Origin of the sequence: Pseudomonas sp. o96-267 (assembly GCF_003935465.1) — a bacterium.
Classification (GTDB): Bacteria; Pseudomonadota; Gammaproteobacteria; order Pseudomonadales; family Pseudomonadaceae; genus Aquipseudomonas; species Aquipseudomonas sediminis.
Genome location: NZ_RHQP01000004.1, coordinates 194,046 through 207,701 on the forward strand (window position 1 = coordinate 194,046; position 13,656 = coordinate 207,701).

Here is a 13,656-nt window from a genome sequence, read left to right on the forward strand (position 1 = left end):
AGGGTTTATTTTGGCCTGAATAACTCAGTAAATGCGCAGCAGCCCATTCATTGGTGATCCAGCAAGCTCATTTGTGGGGAAATCTGCCCGGCGCGTAAATCCAGTCAGATGTGTGAAGGAGTGGATGCCCCGCCGCGAATCAAGACGACGCGCAAGGGTTCTTAACCCGGGTGAAAGCCCGGGAATGACAAGGAGGGGAAAGATTGATGGCGGGCACGCATGCGCTTTCGCGGATAAATCCGTTCCTACAAGAGCCCTATAGGCAAGAGCATGGAGGAAGGTTTCACTTGCCGATGCAGAAGCTGGAGAAGATCCGCCCCAGCAGGTCGTCGCTGCTGAAGGCGCCGGTGATCTCGCCCAATGCCTGTTGCGCCATGCGCAGATCCTCGGCCAGCAGCTCGCCAGCGCCCATCAGGGTGAGCTGGTTGCGGCCGTGTTCGAGGTACTGCTCGGCCTGGTGCAACGCTTCCAGGTGGCGGCGGCGGGCGCTGAAGCCGCTTTCTGCAGTCTGTTGATAACCCATGCAGGCTTTCAGGTGTTCGCGCAGCAGTTCCAGGCCTTCTGCGGATTTGGCCGACAGGCTGAGGGTGACGTGGCCATCGGCGCTGGTTTCCAGCGCGACTGCTTCGCCGGAGAGGTCGGCCTTGTTGCGGATCAGGGTGACCCGTGCTGGATCCGGACGCTGCTCCAGAAACTCTGGCCAGAGAGCAAAGGGATCGGCGGCTTCCGGCGCAGTGGAGTCCACTACCAGCAACACACGGTCAGCCTCACCGATGGCCTTGAGTGCACGCTCTACACCGATGCGCTCCACCTGATCGTCGGTATCACGCAGGCCGGCGGTGTCGACCACATGCAGAGGCATGCCGTCGATGTGGATATGTTCGCGCAACACGTCGCGGGTGGTGCCGGCGATATCGGTGACGATAGCGGCTTCACGCCCGGCCAGGGCATTGAGCAGGCTGGACTTGCCGGCATTGGGTCGGCCGGCGATGACTACAGTCATACCGTCGCGCAGCAATGCGCCCTGGCCAGCCTCGTGCAGTACTGTGGATAAGTCTGTACGCACGCCGTCCAGTTGGTTCAGTACATGGCCATCGGCGAGGAAGTCGATTTCCTCCTCGGGGAAGTCGATGGCGGCTTCGACGTAGATGCGCAGTTGGATCAGCGATTCGGTCAACGCATGCACGCGTTTGGAGAACTCGCCCTGCAGCGAACGCAGCGCATTGCGAGCGGCCTGCTCGGAGCTGGCCTCGATCAGGTCGGCAATGGCTTCGGCCTGGGCCAGGTCGAGCTTGTCATTGAGGAAGGCGCGTTCGCTGAACTCACCAGGACGCGCCAGGCGTGCCCCCAACGCCATGCAGCGGCGCAGCAGCAGATCGAGCACCACCGGGCCGCCGTGGCCCTGAAGCTCCAGTACGTCTTCACCAGTGAAGGAGTTGGGGCCGGGAAAATAGATGGCCAGCCCCTCATCCAGCGTCAGCTCGCTCTCGCCATAGAACGGACCGTGATGAGCGAAGCGCGGCTTCAGCTCGCGACGGCAGATGGCCTGAGCCAAATCGCCGGCCAGTGGACCGGATACCCGCACGATGCCCACGCCACCACGACCCTGGGCGGTAGCGACGGCGGCGATGGTGTCTCGGGCGTGGTTCATGGCGGTTTACTCGATGTTTATGGGGCTAGTAGGCGCGCGGAAGAAGAACTGTGGATAACAGCGATTCGCGAGCAGAGCTCGCTCCTACGTTAAATGCTCGGATAGCAAAACGCCCCAATCATGGGGCGTTTGCTTGATGCTTGGAAGCCTTGGCGAATCAGGCGTTGGCCGCTTTCGTTGCTGCTTCGATCCGGCGAGTAATGTACCACTGCTGGGCGATGGACAGGCAGTTGTTGACTACCCAGTACAGCACCAGACCGGCAGGGAACCACAGGAAGAAGAAGGTGAAGATGATCGGCATCAGCTTCAGCACGCGGGCTTGCATGGGGTCCGGCGGCGTCGGGTTGAGCTGCTGCTGGATGAACATGGTCGCGCCCATGATGATCGGCAGGATGAAGAACGGATCCTTGATCGACAGGTCGGTGATCCAGAACATCCACGGGGCCTGACGCATTTCGACCGATTCCAGCAGTACCCAGTACAGGGCGAGGAATACCGGCATCTGCACCAGGATCGGCAGGCAGCCGCCCAACGGGTTGATCTTCTCTTTCTTGTACAGCTCCATCATCGCCTGGGACATCTTCTGGCGATCATCACCGTGCTGCTCTTTCAACGCCTGCAGTTTCGGCGATACGGCACGCATGCGCGCCATCGAGCGGTAGCTGGCAGCAGACAGCGGGAAGAAGATCAGCTTGATGATGATGGTCAGGACGATGATCGACCAGCCCCAGTTACCGAGTACGCCGTGGATCACTTCCAGCAGCCAGAAGATCGGCTGGGCGAGGAACCACAGGAAGCCGTAGTCCACGGTGAGCTCCAGGCCTGGCGACAGGGTGCCGAGGTGCTCCTGCAGCTTGGGACCAGCGTAGAGGATCGCACCAGTCTCGCCCTGCGCGCCGGCAGCAACCTGCACGGACGGGCCGGTGAAGCCGACGATGTAGTTACCCTGGCTGTCCTTGCGGGTTTGAATCAGGTTGGTGCTGTCCTTGCTCGGCACCCAGGCGGTGACGAAGTAGTGCTGCAGCCAGGCAACCCAGCCGCCCTGCACGGTTTCCTTGAAGGACTGCTTGTCGATGTCCTTCATCGACACCTTTTTGTACGGCTCGTCGGTGGTCCACAGAGCGGCGCCAAGGTAGGTCGCGGTGCCGGTAGCGGTGGTCGAGGACGGGTCGCCGCTGTTATCGCGCTTGAGCTGGGCAAACAGGTTGCCGTTCCAGACTTGCTCGCTCTGGTTGTCGATCAGGTAAAGCACGTCGACCTGATAGGCGGACGGATCGATGCAGCCAGGCTTCTTCAGTTCCTGCTCACGCGCGGAGCATTGCGGGTTGAGGCCGCGCTTGAAGCTGTAGCGCTTGATGTAGTTGACGCCGTTCTCGCTGAACGTGAGATCGACCACCAGGCTGTCCTGGCCTTCGGCCAGTTCGTAGCTCTGCTTCTCGCTGCTCCACAGGGAACGACCGCTGGATTTGTCCGGAGCGTTCTGGCCGATCAGGCCGCTCTGCGCGAGATAGGTGCGCTCGTTGCCGTTGTCGAACAGCTGGAACGGAACGTCCGGGCGGTCCTGACGGCGCGGGTACTGCGGCAAACGCAGTTGCACGACATCACCACCACGCGGGTCGATGGCCAGGTCCAGCACATCGGTCTTGACGCGAATCAGCTCATCGCTGGTAGCGGCAGTAGGCGCGACAGCAGCTGCAGTAGGCTCGGCCACGGCAGTTGGAATGTCGTCGCCGCCAGTGTTGGCGGTTACAGCAGGTGTGTCGGGCAGGGCAGGCGTCGCCGCGGTCGAGGTACTAACCTCGGCTGGCATAGCAGCCTGGCCATAGTCCTCGTTCCATTGCAGGACCATGAGGTAGGACACGACTGCCAGGGCGACGATCAGGATCGAACGTTGGATATCCATGATTATTCGGCCATCGAAGGAGAACGGGATGTTTTAACGGGTGGAACCGGATCGAAACCGCCGGCATTCCATGGGTGACAGCGACCGAGACGGCGCGCCGTCAGCCAGCCACCACGCAGGAAGCCATGTTGTTCGATGGCTTCGTAGGCATAGCAGGAGCAGCTGGGGTAGAAACGACAATGACTGGCCATCAGCGGGCTGATGGCGTAGCGATAAACCTGGATACAGGCTAGAGCCGCTTTACGCATGGGGATTGTCGCTTGTCCCGGGGGATAAGTCTGCGTCGCGACTGGGCCGGCTTCGGGCCAAGCGTTTCCAGAGTTTGCCGAACTGCTGGGCAAGTTCGCCATTCTCCAGATCACCTAGCCCTTTGCGGGCGACCACCACGATGTCCCAGCCTGTCAGGTTGACCTGATTGAGGCGAAAGGACTCGCGGATTTGACGCTTGATGCGGTTGCGCTCGACGGCGAGCTTGACGCTCTTCTTGCCGATCACCAGACCTAGGCGGGGATGATCAAGCTGGTTATCGCGCGCTAGCAACAGGACACTTTTGCCCGGAGCTTTACCGCTTGGGGAGTCGAAGACTGCCTTGAATTGCCGGGGAGTCAGCAGTCGCTTTTCCCGGCCGAAGCCTCGACTCACCACCTGTCTGTATTAATTAGACAGCAAGACGCTTGCGGCCCTTGGCGCGACGACGCGACAGGACGGCACGGCCGTTCTTGGTGGCCATGCGGGCACGGAAACCGTGGGTGCGAGCGCGCTTGATGGTGCTGGGTTGGAAAGTGCGTTTCATGGTGCGTTACCTGGGTGATCGACTAGGGTCGGTATGACCCCGGTTTTAAGAGACCGGCAATTCTAGAGAAAGCCGCGCGGTAGGTCAATTTCCAACCAACCTTATTCGCTAGATAGATATAGAAAGAAGGAAAAGGGTTTAAAGCTCTTTTTCTATGTTTATGTTGAATGGTGCTGCCCAAACCTGTGGAAAACCCGCTGGCTGCCCCATTCCAACTGCTCATGCGGCGATGATAAGTCTGTCCAAAAGGCGTGGTTGATCTGTGCGTGTCCTGCATACAGCCTGAGGATAGAAAGCAGAGTTACCCACAATGCAGTTATCCGCCCGTTCATCCCCAGAGTTTTGCAGAAGGTTATTGGGCGCTTATCCACAAGTCTCATGGGCTGCTGATAAGTCTGATGAATATAAGTAAGACTTTGATTTTACTTGGCCATCTAATCCCTGCTGTGTGGATAACTCGGTCGTTGGCCGTTACAATGGCGGCTGTTTTTGCATCGCCGCCTGGATAGGGGATAGTCAGTGTCAGTGGAACTATGGCAGCAATGCGTCGAGCTTTTGCGCGACGAGTTGCCGGCCCAGCAATTCAACACCTGGATACGTCCTCTGCAGGTCGAAGCCGAAGGCGACGAGCTGCGTGTCTATGCGCCGAATCGCTTCGTACTCGATTGGGTCAACGAGAAGTATCTGAGCCGTTTGCTAGAGCTTCTGGGTGAGCGCGCCGGCGGTCTGGTCCCTGCGCTTTCCTTATTAATAGGCAGCAAACGTGCAGCGACTGCCCGCGTCGCGCCAACGGCCCCTTTGCCTGCTGCCGCACGTGCTGCTCAGGTTCAGGCCGCCGCAGCCGTCAGCAAGCCGGTTCCGCCGCCTGCACAGCAAGAGCCGTCGCGTGCCAGCTTCGACTCCATGGGGGGCTCCGCGCCACAACCGCCGACTCCTGCCGTGGCGCCACGCACCGAACGTACCGTACAGGTCGAAGGTGGCCTCAAGCACACCAGCTACCTCAATCGCACCTTTACTTTCGATAACTTCGTCGAGGGCAAGTCAAACCAGTTGGCGCGCGCTGCAGCCTGGCAGGTGGCGGACAACCCCAAGCATGGTTACAACCCGCTGTTCCTGTATGGCGGTGTCGGCCTGGGCAAGACTCACCTGATGCATGCTGTGGGTAATCACCTGCTGGCGAAGAACCCCAACGCCAAGGTGGTCTACCTGCACTCCGAGCGCTTCGTCGCTGACATGGTCAAGGCGTTGCAACTCAACGCGATCAATGAGTTCAAGCGCTTCTATCGCTCGGTGGATGCGCTGCTGATCGATGACATCCAGTTCTTCGCCAAGAAGGAGCGCTCCCAGGAGGAGTTCTTCCACACCTTCAACGCCCTGCTTGAAGGGGGTCAGCAGGTGATTCTTACCAGCGACCGCTACCCGAAAGAGATCGAAGGCCTGGAAGAACGCTTGAAGTCGCGTTTCGGCTGGGGGCTGACGGTGGCAGTCGAGCCGCCAGAACTGGAAACCCGCGTGGCGATCCTGATGAAGAAGGCCGACCAGGCCAAGGTCGATCTGCCGCACGATGCTGCGTTCTTCATCGCTCAGCGCATTCGCTCCAACGTGCGTGAACTGGAAGGCGCGTTGAAGCGGGTGATCGCTCACTCGCACTTCATGGGCCGCGACATCACCATCGAGCTGATTCGTGAGTCGCTCAAGGATCTGCTGGCCCTGCAGGACAAGCTGGTAAGCATCGACAATATTCAGCGCACCACCGCTGAGTACTACAAGATCAAGATCACCGATCTGCTATCCAAGCGTCGTTCGCGCTCGATCGCCCGGCCACGTCAGGTGGCCATGGCATTGTCGAAGGAACTGACCAATCACAGCCTGCCGGAAATCGGTGTGGCCTTCGGCGGCCGTGATCACACCACGGTGTTGCACGCATGTCGTAAGATTGCTGAACTTAGGGGATCCGACGCGGACATCCGCGAGGACTATAAGAACCTGCTGCGTACCCTGACTACCTGATCAAATCAATGCAGCTCCACGAGGCAAGGGACTAGACCATGCATTTCACTATTCAACGCGAAGCCCTGTTGAAACCCCTGCAACTGGTCGCCGGTGTCGTGGAACGACGCCAGACGCTGCCGGTTCTGTCCAACGTCCTGCTGGTGGTCGAAGGCCAGCAGTTGTCGCTCACCGGTACCGACCTTGAGGTCGAACTGGTTGGCCGCGTCACGCTGGAAGACGCGGCCGAGCCGGGTGAAATCACCGTGCCGGCGCGCAAGCTGATGGACATCTGCAAGAGCCTGCCAAGCGACGCGATGATCGACATTCGTGTCGATGACCAGAAGTTGCTGGTCAAGGCCGGTCGCAGTCGCTTCACCCTGTCGACGCTGCCAGCCAACGATTTCCCCACCGTTGAGGAAGGTCCAGGTTCGCTAACCTTCAACTTGCCGCAAGCCAAGCTGCGCCGCCTGGTCGAACGGACCAGCTTCGCCATGGCTCAGCAGGATGTGCGCTACTACCTCAACGGCATGCTCCTGGAAGTGCAGAGCGGCCTGCTGCGCGCTGTCGCTACCGACGGCCACCGTCTGGCCATGTGCTCGATGGAGGCTGCCATCCAGCAGGAAGGCAAGCACCAGGTCATCGTGCCGCGTAAAGGTATCCTCGAGCTGGCTCGCCTGCTGACCGAGCAAGACGCCGAAGTCGCCATCGTTCTCGGCCAGCACCACATCCGTGCCAACACCGGTGAGTTCACTTTCACTTCGAAGCTGGTGGACGGCAAATTCCCGGATTACGAGCGTGTGCTGCCGCGCGGTGGCGACAAGCTGGTGCTGGCGGATCGTCAGGGCTTGCGCGAAGCCTTCAGCCGCACCGCGATTCTGTCCAACGAGAAGTACCGCGGTATTCGCCTGACCCTGGCTTCTGGTCTGCTGAAAATTCAGGCCAACAACCCGGAGCAGGAAGAGGCCGAGGAAGAAATCGTTGTCGACTATTCGGGCAGCGGCCTGGAGATTGGTTTCAACGTCAGCTATCTGCTGGATGTGTTGGGCGTGATGGGCACCGAGCAGGTCCGCCTGATTCTCTCCGACTCAAATAGCAGTGCTCTGCTGCAGGAAGCCGATAACGACGACTCTGCCTACGTTGTCATGCCGATGCGTCTTTAATGTCCCTGAGCCGTATCACGGTCACCGCGGTGCGCAACCTGCACCCGGTGACCCTCTCTCCCTCCTCCCGCATCAATATCCTTCACGGCGCCAACGGCAGCGGCAAGACCAGCCTGCTTGAGGCGATCCATCTGCTTGGCCTCGCCCGCTCCTTCCGCAGTACACGACTGCAGCCGGTCATTCATTACGAACAACCAGCCTGTACCATTTTCGGTCAGGTGCAGTTGGCCGAAGGCGGCTCCAGTAATCTGGGCATCTCTCGCGACCGTCAGGGCGAGCTGCAGATTCGTATCGATGGGCAGAACGCTCGCAGTGCTGCGCAGCTGGCTGAGCTACTGCCACTGCAGGTGATCAACCCCGATAGTTTTCGCCTGCTTGAAGGCGCACCGAAGATTCGCCGGCAGTTTCTCGATTGGGGTGTGTTCCACGTGGAACATCGCTTTCTTGGTGCCTGGCAGCGCCTGCAGAAAGCCCTGCGGCAGCGGAACTCGTGGCTGCGCCATGGTACACTTGACGGTGCTTCGCAGGCCGCGTGGGACCGCGAACTGTGCAGCGCGAGTGAGGAAATCGACACCTATCGGCGTGCCTACATTCAGGCCTTGAAGCCGGTGTTCGAAAAGACACTGGCTGAGCTGCTGGAGCTGGAAGGGCTGACCCTGAGTTACTACCGAGGGTGGGACAAGGATCGTGAGCTGAGCGAAGTGCTCGCTACCTCCCTCCTCCGCGACCAGCAACTCGGGCATACCCAGGCCGGGCCGCAGAGAGCTGATTTGCGTCTTCGGCTTGCGGGGCATAACGCGGCAGAAATCCTGTCGCGAGGACAACAGAAACTGGTCGTGTGCGCGTTACGCATCGCCCAGGGTCACTTGGTCAATGAAGCCAAGCGTGGCCAATGTATCTATCTGGTAGACGACCTACCGTCGGAACTGGATGAGCAGCATCGCCAGGCATTGTGCCGGTTGCTGGAAGATTTGCGCTGCCAGGTGTTCATCACCTGTGTAGATCATGAATTGTTGAGGGAAGGCTGGCAGACGGATACGCCGGTTGCCATGTTCCACGTGGAACATGGCCGTATCACCCAGACCCAAGACCATCGGGAGTGAAGGCATGAGCGAGAACCAAACGTACGACTCCTCCAGCATCAAGGTGCTGAAAGGACTGGACGCCGTACGCAAACGTCCCGGGATGTACATCGGTGACACTGACGATGGTAGTGGTCTGCACCACATGGTGTTCGAGGTGGTCGATAACTCGATCGACGAAGCGCTGGCAGGCTATTGCAGCGAAATCACCATCACCATCCACCCCGATGAGTCGATCAGCGTGCGTGACAACGGCCGTGGTATTCCGGTCGACATGCACAAGGAAGAAGGCGTCTCGGCGGCCGAGGTCATCATGACCGTGCTGCACGCCGGCGGTAAATTCGACGACAACAGCTACAAGGTATCCGGCGGCCTGCACGGCGTGGGTGTCTCGGTGGTCAATGCCCTCTCCAAGGAGCTGGTGCTGACCATCCGTCGTAGCGGCAAGATCTGGGAACAGACCTACGTGCATGGCGTACCGCAAGCGCCTCTCGCCGCTGTTGGTGATACCGACGGTACCGGCACGCAGATCCACTTCAAGCCGTCCGAAGAGACCTTCGCCAACATTCACTTCAGCTGGGACATCCTGGCCAAGCGTCTGCGTGAGCTGTCCTTCCTCAACTCCGGCGTAGGCATCCTGCTGCGTGACGAGCGCACCGGCAAGGAAGAGCTGTTCAAGTACGAGGGTGGTCTGAAAGCCTTCGTCGAATACCTAAACACCAACAAGACCGTGGTCAACCAGGTGTTCCACTTCAACATCCAGCGCGAAGAAGACGGCGTGGGTGTCGAAGTAGCCCTGCAGTGGAACGACAGCTTCAACGAGAACCTGCTCTGTTTCACCAACAACATTCCACAGCGCGACGGTGGTACTCACCTTGCCGGCTTCCGTTCCGCCCTCACCCGCCACCTGAACAACTACATCGAGGCCGAAGGCCTGGCGAAGAAGTTCAAGGTTTCCACCACTGGTGACGATGCCCGTGAAGGCCTGACTGCGATCATCTCGGTCAAGGTGCCGGACCCGAAATTCAGCTCGCAGACCAAAGACAAACTGGTATCGAGTGAGGTGAAAACCGCAGTCGAGCAGGAGATGGGCAAGTACTTCTCCGACTTCCTGCTGGAGAACCCCAACGAAGCCAAGGCCGTGGTCGGCAAGATGATCGATGCTGCACGTGCCCGCGAAGCGGCTCGTAAAGCCCGTGAAATGACTCGCCGTAAAGGTGCGCTGGACATCGCCGGCCTGCCCGGCAAGCTGGCCGACTGCCAGGAAAAAGATCCGGCGCTGTCCGAACTGTACATCGTGGAGGGTGACTCCGCGGGCGGTTCTGCCAAGCAGGGCCGTAACCGCAAGACCCAGGCGATCCTGCCGCTCAAGGGCAAGATCCTCAACGTCGAACGTGCACGCTTCGATCGCATGATTTCCTCGCAGGAAGTCGGCACGCTGATCACTGCGCTCGGTTGCGGTATCGGTCGTGAGGAGTACAACATCGACAAGTTGCGTTACCACAACATCATCATCATGACCGATGCTGACGTCGACGGTTCGCACATCCGTACCCTGCTGCTGACCTTCTTCTTCCGTCAGCTGCCGGAGCTGGTCGAGCGTGGCTACATCTATATCGCTCAGCCGCCGTTGTACAAGGTGAAGAAAGGCAAGCAGGAGCAGTACATCAAGGACGACGAGGCCATGGATGAATATATGACTCAGTCGGCCCTGGAAGACGCCAGCCTGCACGTCAACGAGAACGCCCCAGGTCTCTCTGGTAGCGCGTTGGAGAAACTGGTCGGCGACTACCGTGGCGTGATGAAGACCCTTGATCGCCTGTCGCGCGTCTACTCCAAGGACATCACAGAGCACTTCGTCTATCTGCCGCGTATTTCGGTGGAGCAGCTCGCGGACCAGGCGTTCATGCAGAACTGGCTGGAAGGCTTTGCGGCACGTCTGAAGACTACCGAGAAGTCTGGCCAGACCTACAGTGCCAGCCTGCGTGAAGACCACGAACGCCACCTGTGGCTGCCGGAAGTGGAAGTCAGATCGCACGGTCTTTCCAGCTACACCACCTTCAACCGCGACTTCTTCGCCAGCAACGATTACAAAACTGTCACCAGCCTGGGTGATCAGCTGAACAACCTGCTGGAAGAAGGCGCCTACGTGCAGCGTGGCGAGCGCAAGAAGCCGGTCAACACCTTCAAGGAAGCGCTGGACTGGCTGATGACCGAAAGCACCAAGCGCCACAGCATCCAGCGATACAAAGGTCTCGGTGAGATGAACCCGGATCAGCTGTGGGAAACCACCATGGACCCGGAAGTGCGCCGCATGCTCAAGGTGACCATCGAGGACGCCATCGCTGCCGACCAGATCTTCAACACTTTGATGGGCGACGCCGTGGAGCCGCGCCGCGACTTCATCGAGTCGAATGCCCTGGCGGTATCGAATCTGGACTTCTGATGCGTGTTGTCTAGGCGCACATTAAGTGTCCGAAATGGGCGGGTTAATGTCCGCTGAAAAAACAAAACCCCGGTTTTTAGCCGGGGTTTTTTCTTTATATAACAGATAGATAGTGATACTTGCTAACGATCCCAGCGCTCGTCGGCCAGCGCACTTGAGTTGAGTTGATCACGATACGTCCGCCATTGTGGTAGGTGCTGATCGAGTAGGCCTACGAATCGATCGTTATGATGGCGCTCGTGTAGGTGAGTCAGTTCATGCACCAGGATGTACTCAAGGCATTGCACGGGCTTCTTGGCCAGCTCCAGGTTGAGCCATATGCGCTGGGCTTCGATGTTGCAGGTGCCCCACTTGGTCTTCATGCGTTTGATGCCCCACGCGCGCACTTCAACACCTAGCTTTGGTTGCCACTTTTCCAGTAGCTCCGGCACCAGGCGCTTCAACTCTGCACGATAGAAGTCCTGAAGCACCTGTTCGCGTCGCTCGGCAGTTGTCTCTGAGCGCACGAACAGATCCATGCAGGCCTTCCCGCGCAGCGCTAAATGCAGAGCTGTGCCGCTGGTCTCATGCACGCGTAGGCGATACCGCTGCCCCAGGAAGTAATGGCTTTCACCACTGACCATGCGTCGCTCGGATTGCCGAGGTTGGGCCAGAAATTTGGCCCTTTGGCGCTTGATCCAGCCCAGCTTGCCCACCACCGCCAGGCGCACGGCTTCGTCATCTACTGCCAGAGGCGCGGCCACACGCACACGTCCTTGCGGCGGATAAACGCCCAAATGCAGGTTCTTGATCGGCTTGCGCACGACCTCCACAGTCAAACCGCTGACCGTGATGTTGCGGGACTCAATACTCATGCTGATGCTTAACCAGTTCCAGCAAGGCATCCAGCCGTTCGTTGTCCTGTCCTGCTGAATAGTCTCCCAAGGCCTCAGCGGCGTCTTTGCCCCACTGATCCAGCACATGCTTGATCGCCAGGCGCACGCGTTTGATCTTCATGGTATTGCCGCGCCAGTCGTCCTGCCGGCTGTCCAGCACAGCGGCATCCACAGCCAATGCCAGGCCGGCATTCTGACTCAGGTTGTCATACAGCGCTTTGCGGGCAGCGCTATTGATCGAGCCTGGATAGTTTGTCGAGCTGGTTGGGTTCTTGGCCTGCTGAGCCAGCTTTACCACCTCATTCAGGTATTCCTGGTAGCTGATGGCGTCTTCCTTGCGCTTGGCGATTAGTGCATCGAGAAGCGAAGACATGGTCTCGTAGTACTTCGGGTTGATCGGCGACTCATCGATGATCAGCTTGCGCACGTTATTCTCGATGGTCTCGGCGACGGCTTCCTGGCTTTCACGAATGCCCTTGGGCAACGCATCCACAGCACCGACACCGCGTTCCACGATCAGCTGGATCAGCGACATATCGTCGAAGGCGGAGATCTTCTCGCTATCTTCGGCACGGATGTAGGTGTCGATCAAGAAGCGCATGTCCGGCTCGTAGGCCTTCAAGTCGATGTAATCGCCACTGGCGAGCTTCACCTCGTCGCGCACCTTGGTGAAGTGATCGACCTCATCCTTGATCTCGTTGATTTCCCTGGTGCTATAGCCTGCCTCTTCCAGCTCATTGGCCAGATTGCCGAAGCAGCGAATCAGCGCTGAGGTCATCTTGTACAGGTTCAGGCGCTTCGGTTCGTTGGCTTTGAGCACCTCGGCGTTACCTGAGTCGGTGCCACAGAAGAAGCGGATATAGGCAGGCGTGTCCTTGGGCTTCTCGACGGGTTCGCACAGGGCCTTGATCGCCTCGCGGGCTTCATCCAGGTCTTCCTGAGCTTTGCTCAGCCGGTCTTCCAGCAGGCCTGCCACATCGGCCTCGTCGTAACCATCCAGGGCGCCGCTGGTGTAGTCGCCGATGGCGCCCTCCAGCTGCTTGAACAAGTCCTTGTAGTCGATGATGTAGCCGTACTGCTTGTCCTCACCATCTAGACGGTTGACCCGACAGATGGCCTGGAACAGGCCGTGGTCACGCATCTGCTTGTCGATGTAGAGGTAGGTGGCTGATGGCGCATCGAAGCCCGTCAGCAGCTTGTCCACCACGATGAGCAAACGCATCTGCCCTGGCTCTTTGATGAAGCGCTGTTTCACCTCCTTCTCGAAGGTTTCCGGATCTTTGTCGCCCAGCATCTGGTTGTAGATTTCGTACTGGCGCAGCTTCTCGGTCAGACCCTCTCCGGTGGCTTCGCCCTTGATATCCGCTGGTGAAGGCTTGTAGCTGGTGACGATGGCGCACTTGTCGCCCATCCCGGCCTTGCAGAACAGCTCATAGCACTTACAGGCCTCGAAGATACTGCTGGTGACCAGCATCGCATTACCCCGGCCATCGGCCAGGCGGTGTTTGGTGGCCATGTCGAGAAGGATGTCGGCGACGATTTTCTCCAGCCGCGACTGGCTCGACAGTACCTTCTGCAAGGTGCCCCAGCGCTGCTTGAGCTGAGCTGTTGGCGCTGATGGAAAATTGACCCACCCTGCCGATTGAAATTTGACCCAGGGCGGATTGCTGATTTTGATACCAGCAACTGTGGATAAGTCTACCAGCGCAGCTGCTGTTGCCCCCACTCCTTCGCTAGCCCAGTTCAGTTGTTTA

The 13,656-nt window shown here is 59.0% G+C and carries 11 protein-coding genes; 4 read left to right on the forward strand and 7 right to left on the reverse strand.

Translation table 11 applies throughout. From position 1 onward, the window contains the following. Positions 1 to 283: 283 nt before the first annotated feature. The 5 genes from mnmE to rpmH all read right to left on the reverse strand — a co-directional run bounded on the left by mnmE (position 284) and on the right by rpmH (position 4,347). Positions 284 to 1,651, reverse strand: a complete 1,368-nt coding sequence (gene mnmE, locus EGJ86_RS04355) for a tRNA uridine-5-carboxymethylaminomethyl(34) synthesis GTPase MnmE (RefSeq protein WP_125834190.1) — start codon at positions 1,649 to 1,651, stop codon at positions 284 to 286. Positions 1,652 to 1,808: 157 nt separating this feature from the next. Beyond that, a complete protein-coding gene (yidC, locus tag EGJ86_RS04360) occupies positions 1,809 to 3,554 on the reverse strand; it encodes a membrane protein insertase YidC (protein ID WP_125834191.1) in 1,746 nt (581 codons plus the stop codon). A gap of 2 nt (positions 3,555 to 3,556) precedes the next feature. After that, the gene (gene yidD / locus EGJ86_RS04365) at positions 3,557 to 3,802 is read right to left on the reverse strand and encodes a membrane protein insertion efficiency factor YidD (protein ID WP_061238809.1); all 246 of its coding nucleotides are present in this window, start codon (positions 3,800 to 3,802) and stop codon (positions 3,557 to 3,559) included. Further along, positions 3,795 to 4,199: a ribonuclease P protein component gene (gene rnpA, locus EGJ86_RS04370; protein ID WP_166432402.1), complete on the reverse strand. Its 405-nt coding sequence runs from the start codon at positions 4,197 to 4,199 to the stop codon at positions 3,795 to 3,797. Before rnpA ends, yidD begins: the two co-directional genes overlap by 8 nt. A gap of 13 nt (positions 4,200 to 4,212) precedes the next feature. Continuing rightward, complete coding sequence (gene rpmH / locus EGJ86_RS04375; protein ID WP_002551315.1) at positions 4,213 to 4,347, reverse strand: 50S ribosomal protein L34; 135 nt, start codon at positions 4,345 to 4,347, stop codon at positions 4,213 to 4,215. Between the two features lie 519 nt (positions 4,348 to 4,866). Here rpmH and dnaA point away from each other — a divergent pair. From dnaA to gyrB, 4 genes are read left to right on the forward strand one after another with little or no spacing between them, the layout of a single operon-like run. Beyond that, complete coding sequence (dnaA, locus tag EGJ86_RS04380; protein ID WP_106734038.1) at positions 4,867 to 6,357, forward strand: chromosomal replication initiator protein DnaA; 1,491 nt, start codon at positions 4,867 to 4,869, stop codon at positions 6,355 to 6,357. Positions 6,358 to 6,395: 38 nt separating this feature from the next. Next, a complete protein-coding gene (gene dnaN, locus EGJ86_RS04385) occupies positions 6,396 to 7,499 on the forward strand; it encodes a DNA polymerase III subunit beta (protein WP_125834192.1) in 1,104 nt (367 codons plus the stop codon). Next, positions 7,499 to 8,602 carry a DNA replication/repair protein RecF gene (gene recF / locus EGJ86_RS04390; protein WP_125834193.1) on the forward strand — a complete coding sequence of 368 codons (1,104 nt, stop codon included), beginning with the start codon at positions 7,499 to 7,501 and terminating at the stop codon, positions 8,600 to 8,602. The genes dnaN and recF overlap by 1 nt, the downstream gene beginning before the upstream one ends. Before the next feature lie 4 nt (positions 8,603 to 8,606). After that, positions 8,607 to 11,027, forward strand: a complete 2,421-nt coding sequence (gyrB, locus tag EGJ86_RS04395) for a DNA topoisomerase (ATP-hydrolyzing) subunit B (RefSeq protein WP_106734034.1) — start codon at positions 8,607 to 8,609, stop codon at positions 11,025 to 11,027. A gap of 122 nt (positions 11,028 to 11,149) precedes the next feature. On the opposite strand, the gene EGJ86_RS04400 is transcribed toward gyrB, so the two are convergent. Next, complete coding sequence (locus EGJ86_RS04400) at positions 11,150 to 11,881, reverse strand: M48 family metallopeptidase (protein WP_125834194.1); 732 nt, start codon at positions 11,879 to 11,881, stop codon at positions 11,150 to 11,152. Continuing rightward, positions 11,871 to 13,481 (reverse strand): hypothetical protein, encoded by a 1,611-nt coding sequence (locus EGJ86_RS04405; RefSeq protein WP_218565869.1) that lies wholly within the window; start codon positions 13,479 to 13,481, stop codon positions 11,871 to 11,873. The genes EGJ86_RS04400 and EGJ86_RS04405 overlap by 11 nt, the downstream gene beginning before the upstream one ends. Between the last annotated feature and the right edge of the window lie 175 nt (positions 13,482 to 13,656).

Excerpts from the sequence above, each read along its gene's own strand:
- gyrB (WP_106734034.1), top strand. The coding sequence starts at position 8,607 with ATGAGCGAGAACCAAACGTACGACTCCTCCAGCATCAAGGTGCTGAAA.
- yidC (WP_125834191.1), bottom strand. The coding sequence starts at position 3,554 with ATGGATATCCAACGTTCGATCCTGATCGTCGCCCTGGCAGTCGTGTCC.
- recF (WP_125834193.1), top strand. The coding sequence starts at position 7,499 with ATGTCCCTGAGCCGTATCACGGTCACCGCGGTGCGCAACCTGCACCCG.
- yidD (WP_061238809.1), bottom strand. The coding sequence starts at position 3,802 with ATGCGTAAAGCGGCTCTAGCCTGTATCCAGGTTTATCGCTACGCCATC.
- dnaN (WP_125834192.1), top strand. The coding sequence starts at position 6,396 with ATGCATTTCACTATTCAACGCGAAGCCCTGTTGAAACCCCTGCAACTG.
- mnmE (WP_125834190.1), bottom strand. The coding sequence starts at position 1,651 with ATGAACCACGCCCGAGACACCATCGCCGCCGTCGCTACCGCCCAGGGT.
- EGJ86_RS04400 (WP_125834194.1), bottom strand. The coding sequence starts at position 11,881 with ATGAGTATTGAGTCCCGCAACATCACGGTCAGCGGTTTGACTGTGGAG.
- rpmH (WP_002551315.1), bottom strand. The coding sequence starts at position 4,347 with ATGAAACGCACTTTCCAACCCAGCACCATCAAGCGCGCTCGCACCCAC.